Source organism: Halomonas sp. 3F2F (assembly GCF_014897805.1).
Lineage (GTDB): Bacteria > Pseudomonadota > Gammaproteobacteria > Pseudomonadales > Halomonadaceae > Vreelandella.
Genome location: NZ_JABUZE010000068.1, coordinates 1 through 10500, shown reverse-complemented (window position 1 = coordinate 10500; position 10500 = coordinate 1). Strand labels below are relative to the sequence as shown.

The following is a 10500-nucleotide window of genomic DNA, read 5'->3' as shown; positions in this document are numbered from 1 at the left end:
GTGGCTCTCAGCACGAGCCGCCTCAGGGCGAGATGGAAGAAGCGCTGGCGGAAATCTGGTCAGATATACTTGGCGTCGAACGGGTGGGCCGACACGACAATTTTTTTGGGCTGGGAGGGCATTCGCTGCTGGCTCTGAAAGTGCTGGAGCAAATGCGACATCTGGGACTGACTACGCAGGTGCGAACCCTGTTTCAGTTCCCGGAATTGGCAGCATTTGCCCAGGCCATTGCACATAAGCCATTGCGGGAGGAAATCGTCATCCCGCCCAATCGGATCCCCTGTGGGTGCCAGGCTATTGAGCCAGAGATGTTGACCTTGATTGAACTCAACACCGAGGAGATCAGTACGATTGAAGCAGCAGTGCCGAGTGGTGCTGCTAACATCCAGGATATTTACCCTCTGGTACCACTGCAGGAAGGGATTCTTTTTCACCATCGGTTGCAGCAAAAAGGTGATGCCTACGTCACTCCTCGCTTGCTAGGTTTCGATAGTCGAGAACGGCTGGAAGCATTTATTGCCGGTTTTAACCAGCTTATTGCCCGACACGATATTCTGCGTACTGCCGTACTCTGGGAAGGGCTCCGAGAGCCGGTGCAGGTGGTTTCCCGGCATGCCGTGCTGGAAATCGAATGGTCGGTGGTGCCGGATGAGTCAACTGGCCTTGTAGCCGAATGGTTATACACCCAGGTGGATCCTGAGTATCGTCGCCTCGATGTTCGCCAGGCACCTTTGTTACGGGCGGTGGCTGCATACGATGCCGAGCAAGAGCGCTGGTTGCTACAGTTACCCAGTCACCACCTAGTGATGGATCACACCACCCTTGAGCTCCTAGTCGAAGAGATCGTCCTGATCCAACAAGGGCGTGAGGACGCGTTGCCCAAGCCGCTTCCATTCCGCAATTTTGTAGCGCAGGCCCGGCTGGGTGTAGGTGCAGAAGCGCATGAGAACTTCTTCCGAGAGCAACTGAGTGAAGTAGAGGAACCCACGGCGCCCTTTGGGCTACTGGAAGTGCGCGGCGATGGCAGCGATATCGAAGAAGTGCGCGTTCCTCTTGAATCAGAATTAGCCCGGCAGGTGCGGCGACAGGCGCAGCGCCATGGCGTCAGCACGGCCAGCCTGTTCCACCTAGCCTGGGCCTTGGTGCTGAGTAAAACTACTGGGCGGGACGACGTCGTGTTCGGCACTGTGTTGTTTGGACGTATGCAGGGCATGGAAGGGGCCGAACGAGCGCTGGGGATGTTTATTAATACGTTACCGGTGCGCATCAAAATAGGTTCACAGAAGGTCGATCAGTGCCTGCGCGACACTCATGATGCTTTATCTGAACTACTTCACCACGAGCATGCTAGCCTCGGCCTAGCACAGCGCTGTAGTGGACTGCCTGGGGGGACGCCACTCTTTACCAGTTTGCTGAACTATCGTTACAGCGCACCTCAACAAGATGAAAGTCCCGTTCATACCTGGGAAGGCATGGAAGTACTGGGCGGCCAGGAGCGTACTAACTATCCTATCGGTATAGCGGTAGATGATTTGGGAGAAGGTTTTCAATTGGTGGGGCAGGTGAGCCGTTCGGTCGGTGCTCAGCGGCTATGTGACTACATGCGCGCAGCGGTAGTCGGCATCGTGGAAAGTCTTCACTCGGCGCCAGAGCAATTATTAAGCGAGGTCAGTCTACTAGGAAAAAACGAACGGCAACTGTTGAGTGAGTGGGGAGAAAGCTCACACCCGCATCCCGGTGGTCAGTCAATCCACCAACTGATTGAACGCCAATCCATTAAGACGCCTGAGGCTACGGCACTAATTTTCGCCAAGCAGCGCCTCAGCTACGACGAGCTTAATACCCGTGCCAATTGCTTGGCTCATTATCTGATCGGCTTGGGGGTAAAACCTGAAACTCGGGTGGGTATCGCCATGGAGCGCTCTGTCGAAATGGTGGTGGGACTACTGGGTATTCTCAAAGCGGGTGGCACTTATGTGCCGCTGGATCCAGAGTATCCGGCTGATCGGTTGGCATACATCGTTGACGACAGCGGCATTGAGCTGCTGCTGATCCAACAGTCTCTTCGCGATACGTTACCGATAGTTGAAAGTCTGAACGTCATTGAGCTGGATCAGTTAGACGTTGACCACCATGCATCGACCAATCCAGGTGTGGCGTTGCACGGCGAACATCTCGCTTATGTCATTTACACCTCAGGCTCTACCGGGAAGCCTAAAGGCGCGGCCATCCGCCATGATGCCTTGACCAATTGTATGGTCTGGATGCAGCAAACCTACCAGCTCAATGATAAGGATGCCGTACTGCACAAGGCTCCCTTCGGTTTTGATGTGTCGGTATGGGAGATTTTCTGGCCGCTAAGTGTTGGGGCGCGCCTAGTGGTCGCTCAACCAGGGGATCATCGCGATCCTGAGCGCATCATTGAGCTAATCCGGCGGCACGAAGTTACCACGCTTAATTTTGTGCCTTCAATGTTAAAGGCCTTCCTGGCCTATCCCGATGTTAGAGCCAAAACGCGTCTCAAACATATTATGTGCGGTGGCGAGGCCGTTCCAGCGTCGCTGCAGCAAGATGTAGCTGAATGTCTTGATGGCGCCAACCTGCATGATCTGTATGGCCCCACCGAAACTACTATTCATGTTACCCATTGGTGGTGTCGTGATGAGGCTCAACGCCAAATACCCATTGGACGCCCCATCACCGGCACCCGCGCCTATGTATTAGATGGTGAGCTCAATCTAGTGCCACAGGGTGTGGCGGGTGAGTTGTACCTGGGTGGGGTGAGTCTGGCCCGTGGCTATCTAAATCGAAGTGATTTAACGGCGGAACGTTTTGTTGCTGATCCGTTTACAGCGGGGGAGCGTCTCTACCGCACCGGCGACTTGGTTCGCTGGCGGGAAGATGGCCAGCTCGAGTACTTAGGGCGTCTTGATCACCAAGTTAAGATCCGAGGATTACGCATAGAACTAGGTGAGATCGAAGCGGAGCTGCTATCGCAACCGGAGATTCGTGAGGCGGTGGTAGTCGCCCAGGAAGACCCCGATGTTTCGAGGCTGGTGGCTTATGTGGTTCTCCAAGCCGACATCAAACTCGACACGAGTGCATTACGCGAGCGACTGGGTCAACAGTTGCCCGACTATATGGTGCCGGGAGTAATAGCCACGATCGATGCACTGCCGCTGAATGCTAACGGTAAGGTGGAGCGCAAGGCACTGCCTAAATCTCATTTAGCGGAAACCCGTGAGTACGTATTACCTTCAACGCCAGAAGCTTGGCAGCTTGCCGAGATATGGCAGGAAGTACTGGGTGTTGAACAGGTCGGAGAAACCGACAATTTCTTCGAATTGGGTGGTGACTCTTTGCTAAGTCTAAAAGTAATGGGCCGTGTACAAGCTCTGCAGGAACCTAAGATCAACTTTAAACTGTTCGATCTGATGCGGAAGCCGACTATTGCTGATCTGCTAGGAGTGAGGAACCACACTGAGGTTCTGCCCAAGGGGGCGGTCATGCTCAATGGCGAGTGTCGCGCTCAGCCGCCGCTATTCTGCATTCATGCCGTGATGGGAACGGTTTTTGACTATCAACCGTTGGCTCGGCGCTTGCAGGGAGTATGCACTGTTTACGGTCTGTCTTGCCGAATGTTGACCGACCCAGAGCATAGAGATTTATCACTTGAAACAATGGCTGATGACTATGTGGAGACAATACGTCGTATACAGCCTGAGGGGCCCTATCGGCTATTGGGATGGTCCCTTGGTGGAGCATTGGCGGCGATGATTGCGGCACGCCTTGAAGCGTTGGGGCAAGACGTGAGTCAACTGGCTTTGGTAGACCCTTATATACCTAGCAGTGGCCTGCATAGCAAGGATAGCTGGCAGCAAGATTTTGTAAACTTTGCATCGGTGATACTGCCAGGTGTTTCGCTTGAAGCGCATGGCGGTAATGAGGATAGTCGGGAAGAACCGAACGAGGAGGAGGTTGCTATTAAATTGTCGAGGCTAATGGCGACATTCGATGCATATGGTCGTGAGGGGTACGCAGCACTGAGTAGCGAGGAGCTGGCTCGAATATTTTGTGTGGCACGGCACTTGAAGCACCTTTCACTACAGCTTGATACCTTGCCAGAGTTGAATTGTGACGCAGACTGCTGGTGGGAATCGGGAAGAGCCTGGGAGGAGCGACAGGTGTTGGAGGAACAGTTGAAGCGAATCCCGAGAACCTCAATTGAGAATCCCAATGATCACTTCTCAATTGTTGGGGATGAGGTTCTGATATCTCAGGTGGAGGAGCTACTGGCAGCAAGTGCTCATCGGTATATCGGTGAGCAGGCGCCAGCTTGAGCAAAGGTTTTATGGCCTCTTACCTATAGCGTAACTGTAGCGGCATGCCGCTACAGTTATTTCATCTATAGTATTCCACTTGCGTGAACTGGTTAGGATGAAAGGAAAAAAAGTATGCTCATTCAAATTATGTCTATCATAGGGCTTTCACCAAGGCATTGGCAAAGCGTTGAGCTGAGGGGAGGGTACCCGCTATCCAAAAAGAAGATGGTAACAGGATGACATCCCCACGCTGGACGCTGGGAAGATAACGCCACATGCCGCTAGACTCGATATTGTTTTCTATACCGATAGGAAATGCACTTTCGAGGACAACCAATCTCGCCTCTTCCACATTGAAAAGCTCCCTGATGCTTACCAGTGTATAACCCCACTGATTGGTTTTTTTGGTCCACCCATTGTTTAAATCTAACTGCTGAAGCACCTCCTGAAACATACTGTTGTCGCCATATACGCGGGCATAATGCTCTGTGACTAACTGAACGATAAGAAGCGGGGGTTGGGGGGCTACGCTGCTTTTCAAGGTTTCGAGGTGAGATCGTGTGTCCGACACTAGCTGTTCGGCGTCTGCTCGTTGATTGACTGCCGTACCAACTTCAAGGGTAAAAGCATTGAGGGTTGCCCACAAATCGTCACTTCTATGACTGACATATGGGTAGGATTGGAGAATAGTGATAGGCGCAATACCATTTAGCCTGTGGCCTAGGCGAGTTTGACTCGGTGAGAGAAGTATTTGCTTAGGTGAAAGGTGACTGAGTAATTCCATGTTTGGGAAAGTTTGTGCGCCAATATCGATGATGTTTTCGTCTGCATATTCACCGCCAGTCCAGATGTTGAAAGCAGCAATGTTACCCAGCGATGTAGATTCAGGTTCAAGTGAGAGCACTGTTTCTGCGATGGACCAATCAAACGCTGAGATAGGGGAGGGCGCTTCATCTGCCGTTGATGAGTTGGCTATCAATGAAAAGCATGCGATATAAGCAGTAAAGCGCCATTTTCTAGAAATAAAACTTAAAGGTTTCACGGTAATGCCCTTGAAGAGGTGGGTTAGTTTATTTTAAATAAAATTGTCATTTTTATATTAACTGTGTGGCGTTTGAGTTTTTAATGGCGGAATATAATTCAGCCCTGCTGGCGCAGGGCTGAAAAATAATGATTGTTAAAGTTGATTTTTAGAAATCATATTTCATCGTCATCATGAAATTTCGTGGAGCACCATAATAGTTATGCTTGGTTTCTCCCCGAACTGAGGAGTAATACTCTTTGTCGGTTAGGTTGTTGCCGTTAAAAGAGATATCCAAGTTCTCATTGACGCGATAGCCGACCATGGCTGACACGGTGGTATAGCCTCCTTGCTCTATACGCGTATCTCCGCTTTCGGCATAAACACTGCTGACTGTATTTATGCCAGCACCAAGACGCCAGCCCTGATTTGGATTATCGCTGAATCGATAGCGTGACCATAGGTTGAAGTTATGCTCCGGTGTGTCCGGCGAGAGTGTGAGTCCTTCTGAATTAGCATCTCTTACGAACTCTGTCTGTGTATAGGCATAACCAGCGCTAAGATCCCAGCGAGGCAACAGTTCGCCGCTAACTTCTAGCTCGAAGCCTTCACTTTTTGCTTCGCCGATAGGAATTGAGAAGCCAGGGTTATTAGGGTCAGAATATGCGCGATTGGTGTCTTCGATACGGAAAACCGCAGCATGCCAGTTCAAGTTACCCTCGGCATGTGAGCCCTTAATACCGACCTCGTATTGCTCACCCTCTCTTGGCTTGATAGGGTTGCCGTCACTTCCTACAGCCGTTTGTGGCTCAAAAATGCCAGTGTAGCTTGCGTATAAGTTGAGTTCTTCGTTGAGGTGGTAGATCAATCCTGCGTAGGGGATAAACTCAGTGCCATCATCACCGGACGTTTTACCACCAAGAAAGTTATTGGTTTCCCACCAATTGATACGGCCACCAAGCGCAAGTGTAAAATCATCCATAAGATTGAATCGAAACTGGCCGTAAGAGGCATATTGTTCGATATTAAGTTCAGTCTTACCAGGCGTGCCATCGAAATCTGGTTCTGTACGGTTATGTATTGGGTCAAACAGATTCTGAGGAAGATATTGAGGATCACCGTAGACCCATTGATTACTTAGCTCACTACTCTGATAGCTGGTGCCGAATAAGGCTTCATGAGTTGCTCCTGCTAGTTGAAATGGGGTGCTAAACTGGGCTTCCAAATAGTCGTCCTGCTTCTCCAGATCCCAAGCGATCTGACGAATCGCAAAATCGCCGGTATTTTGATCAGCGACTAGAATTCCTTCACTACTTTTTCTCAGGCTTGCATCGCGATCTAAACGATTAGCTTTAAATACGATTTCGCCTCCATTAGCTAGGCGATGCTCAAGTTCTATAAAGTAGCGTTGTGCGTCTCCCGTCTGCTTATCCCAGTCAGATCCGATATAGGTAGAGCGGTCTACATTGGGTAAAGTGCCATCACTGTAAGCTGGTAATCCAGAGTGCGGTCGAAACTCTTCATCTTGCACAGTAACGCCCATTGACAGTGTCGTTTCGGGAGACAAGTCAAACTCAAGCGTGCCATAGCCGATTTGGTTCTCTGAGTAAACGTGATCAATAAAAGAATCTCGATTATCGTAGACGCCGACGAAGCGGCCCCGTACTCGCCCTTCGCTGTCCATCGCGCCGGTAACATCAACAACACCCCGATAGGCATCGTCCGTACCTGCAGAAATAGATACAGAGGCTTGGCTCTCCGCTAAAGCATGCTTACGCACTAGGTTGATAGTGCCGCCAGGTTCGCCAGCGCCATGGAGAATGCCCGCAGGTCCGCGCAATACTTCAATTCGATCAAGTAGTGCGGGGTCAAATACTCCGGCACTTTCCCAGGCACTGCCCGCGCTTTGAACAGGACTGCCATCCATAAGGAAGGAATCAATATTATAGCCACGAGCTTTGATCACGTACTGATTGGGGCCATACTCATTTACGGTGATGCCTGTGACATTTCGCATTGCTTCAGATAGAGAGGTAGTTCCCTGGTCATCCAAGCGCTCTCGTGTCAAAACGCTGACGGACTGTGGCGTTTCTTTAACTGACTGCGAACCCAAGCCGATATTAGCGTTTTCGCTAGTGTAGGAATTGCTGTTTTCGGTCATGCCGTAGGGCAGCCGCTCCCCGGTGACAGTGAGTGTGGACAGCTCGCTACCGTCGCTGTCAATCGACTGGTTTGCCGACGTAGCATTCTGCTGAGCAAGCACAGCTGCCGACGTGCTGCAGGCAGCAACAGCAATGGTGGCCGTTAGCCACCGCTTGCGGAAAGTGGGTTGGTTCACGAATGTTCTCCTTGCATAAGGTTCGTTTTAATTTTATGTAAATACTAATTGTTATTGTTTGTATTATGATTGTGATATCCCCGAAGTCAACTCAACATTGTGTGAACCTCGGGGTGGCCGAATGCTATGGCGCGGTGACTGCTTGCTTACAGGGAGAGGGGGCATAAGAGGCAGTTGTCTGCTCTAGAGCAGCGCAGATATCACTTGTCCTGGCTGCCAAAATCGACAGCAGGGTATCGCTTAAACCATGGGTGGGCTCGCAGCTGCCTTGCAGGAAAATAGCCGGTTTGAACGAAGGCTTGGTATAGAGCTGATAGTGGCGATTGACGGCAAATTCAGGCAGATAGTCTGCAACAGGGGCCAGTAGCTGTTTATGGGTGTCGCGTACATAGCCGGTGGCTAATACCACTGCGTCGTAGCGGGTGGACTCTGTATGGCCGCTCTCCAAATCGCGCACAAGTAGCTCAACGCCTTCAGTAGTTGCTTCGCTGCCAATAACCTCATGGCGGCGGCGGAAGCGATGGCGGGCCAGGCCGGTTACTTTTTGCTGATAGAACACATCGTAAATCTCCTGAATCAACGCCAAGTCAGGGGCTGAATAGTTGGTGCTTTTGTACTCCTGTAGTAGTGCTTCCCGCTGGCCGGTGGGGTTGTTGAACACGTAGTCGGTGTATTCGGGATTGAAAATCTCGTTGACGAAAGGGCTATCGTCCGAGGGTTTAAAGGCCCATGCTCGGCTAATAAGATCCACCTGAATGCCTTCACGGCCGTGTAGATCAAGGAATATCTCAGCGGCGCTCTGGCCCGCACCGATCACCGCGATGCGTTTGGGGGCGTCTTGCTTCGCCAACTCCCGGAGGTAGTGGCTGGAGTGGAAGACCCGTGGGTCGTCTTTTAGCCCGGCGAAGCATTCAGGCACATTGGGCGCGCCCCCCACGCTAATTACCAATGAACGGGTGAGCCTTTCCTGCACCGCGCCACTCTCATCCCGTGAACGCACGCGAAGGTAGGCGACCTCGTCGTTATCAGTTTCGGGCAGCACTTCAAACACATCCTCTCCATAGGTGCACTGGTGTTCAAAGTGGCTGGCAGTCCAGCTTAGGTAATCATTGAACTCATGGCGGCTGGGGAAGAAGGTCTGCAGATTGATAAAGTCCTGCAAGCGGCCTTTGCTGTGAAGATAATTGAGGAAGCTGAAACGGCTCCCAGGGTTACGCGGCGTGACCAGGTCTTTGAGGAAAGAAATCTGCATATGGGCATTTTCCAGCAACATATGCGGGTGCCAGGCAAAGTAGGGCTGACGCTCAATAAACAAGGCATCCTTCGCTTGCCCTGCCTGGCGCTGTTCGTCGAGCGCAATGGCCAGGGCAATATTGGAGGGGCCGAAGCCGATGCCGATCAAATCGTGAATATGCATAAGAGTCCTCGTGGCTGATGTGTCTATGGGGTGAGGCGTGGATCGGGTCGTGGGACTGACCCAGGGTGCGAGGGCAGCGGAACCCAGCAGCGCTCGTTAAAAAAGTGTTCGCGTAGCTGCATGCCGAGCATGGCCCGTTTGTGAGGAAAGTCGAACGCCTTAACATGGGCGTAACCGCACTGGGCAAGGTTGCGCAGCATCTTGGCGTTATCTACTCGGGGTTCAATTACCAGGCGCTGGGTGCGGCAGTCGTCCAGGAACAGGTAGTGAGAGATAGAGGGCAGCCAAGCGGCGACATAAGGCCGCCCGCGAAAAGCGGCTTCGCCGATCAGCACGTGCCAGCCGCGGTCAAAGTCACCGACATCGTAATAAGCGCCGATGCGATCCTCCTTGGCCCAGTAGGTCTCGAAATAACCGAAGGGCTCACCGTCGATACAGCCGATCAATGGCACAACGCTGGGGTTCTGGAGCGTGCTCTCCAGCCGCTCGCGATGCTGTTCCAAATCACCCTGCTCTTCCCAGAAATGGGCGACGACTGGGTCGTTCATCCACCGGTTGAAGCGCTCCAGATCAAGTTCCAGGTCAAGCACTCGAAAGCTCAGGGTGGCATCCAGCCAGGGAATATGGCGTTGATAGACCGTGCCACTAGGGCGCGGCGGGCGGCGTGGGTGTCGTTTTCCATTCTCCAAGATGGGCTGTTGCGGGTAGGGACGCATGGGGGGTGAGTTAAGCCAAAGCGTGGGTAATTGCCAAAACAGCTCTGCATAGGCCCAAAGCTCTCCATGGCTATCTTTAACCGCGATGCCGGCGGCACACAGGTTGGCGTGCAAAGCACTAGGTAGCTGAAGGCGTAGCGCAACACTGGCAGGGTAAAAGGAAAAAGCGCCATCGATTGCAGCAAGCAATGCCGGGAGAGGTGGTGCCGTGCGCTGCGGCCAGCGCAGCACCAACCTGTGGTTATCATCCACCAGTGCCCACTCCAGTTGCTCTTGTCCATCCTTCACGTGAAGTGACTGGGTGGTAACGTCGTAGGTAACTTGATAAGTACACTCCTCTGGGCGTGAGAGCAGCGAGGCCACCGCGGGGCTTTCAGTTGGTACGTGTACCTGTGGTTGTGCCTGGACAGAACTGGACACCGCTAAGCTCCTATCGAAAAAAATCAAAGAAACGAATAAAAAAATCACCCCCACCGGAGGGCGGTGTTACTGACTTCCTTATCTAAGGACGAATGAGAATGAGGCTTGTTTACGTTGAGGGGTAACTTTTTGCAGGAGTGATTCGTCTGTAAGGGTAAGTGCCGCTTTCCAATCGCTTTTTTCAACTGCTTTCTAACGAGGTGAATGTGCTTCCCTATTTAATTCGTCGAACCCGCGGGCTGATGACCGCCGCTGCCCTGGCCAGT

The 10500-nt window shown here is 52.1% G+C and carries 5 protein-coding genes; 1 reads left to right on the top strand and 4 read right to left on the bottom strand.

All coding sequences use genetic code 11. The annotated features are described in order from the left end of the window. Nucleotides 1–4340 (top strand): non-ribosomal peptide synthetase (locus INT21_RS08405; RefSeq protein ID WP_193085064.1); only part of this gene is annotated, 4340 nt, incomplete at its 5' end. A 136-nt stretch (nucleotides 4341–4476) separates the two neighbouring features. Here the strand turns inward: INT21_RS08405 and INT21_RS08400 are convergent. The 4 genes from INT21_RS08400 to INT21_RS08385 form a co-directional block, all read right to left on the bottom strand. Beyond that, complete coding sequence (locus tag INT21_RS08400) at nucleotides 4477–5364, bottom strand: ABC transporter substrate-binding protein (RefSeq protein ID WP_193085063.1); 888 nt, start codon at nucleotides 5362–5364, stop codon at nucleotides 4477–4479. A gap of 148 nt (nucleotides 5365–5512) precedes the next feature. Then, nucleotides 5513–7681 carry a TonB-dependent siderophore receptor gene (locus INT21_RS08395; RefSeq protein WP_319022688.1) on the bottom strand — a complete coding sequence of 723 codons (2169 nt, stop codon included), beginning with the start codon at nucleotides 7679–7681 and terminating at the stop codon, nucleotides 5513–5515. Nucleotides 7682–7805: 124 nt separating this feature from the next. Then, complete coding sequence (locus tag INT21_RS08390) at nucleotides 7806–9098, bottom strand: lysine N(6)-hydroxylase/L-ornithine N(5)-oxygenase family protein (protein ID WP_193085062.1); 1293 nt, start codon at nucleotides 9096–9098, stop codon at nucleotides 7806–7808. A gap of 23 nt (nucleotides 9099–9121) precedes the next feature. Continuing rightward, nucleotides 9122–10234, bottom strand: coding sequence for a GNAT family N-acetyltransferase (locus tag INT21_RS08385; protein WP_319022687.1), 1113 nt, complete (start codon nucleotides 10232–10234; stop codon nucleotides 9122–9124). Between the last annotated feature and the right edge of the window lie 266 nt (nucleotides 10235–10500).